Consider the following 222-nt stretch of genomic DNA (forward strand, 5'->3'; position numbering starts at 1 on the left):
ATTTTGAAAATTTAGTTCTTCATTAGCGATAATCAGTTCGGCGGCTCGTTTTTCTTTCTCTTCATTTTGAAAATTTAGTTCTTCATTAGCGATAATCAGTTCGGCGGCCCGCTTTTCTTTCTCTTTATTTTGAAAATTTAGTTCTTCATTAGCGATAATCAGTTCGGCGGCTCGTTTTTCTTTCTCTTCATTTTGAAAATTTAGTTCTTCATTAGCGATAAT

The 222-nt window shown here is 33.3% G+C and carries 1 pseudogene; it reads right to left on the reverse strand.

The window, feature by feature from the left end:
• Window positions 1–222, reverse strand: a pseudogene (locus tag H4J75_RS19920) (GGDEF-domain containing protein); the annotation flags it as partial.

The organism is Colwellia sp. BRX10-1 (assembly GCF_014077545.1).
GTDB lineage: Bacteria > Pseudomonadota > Gammaproteobacteria > Enterobacterales > Alteromonadaceae > Colwellia_A.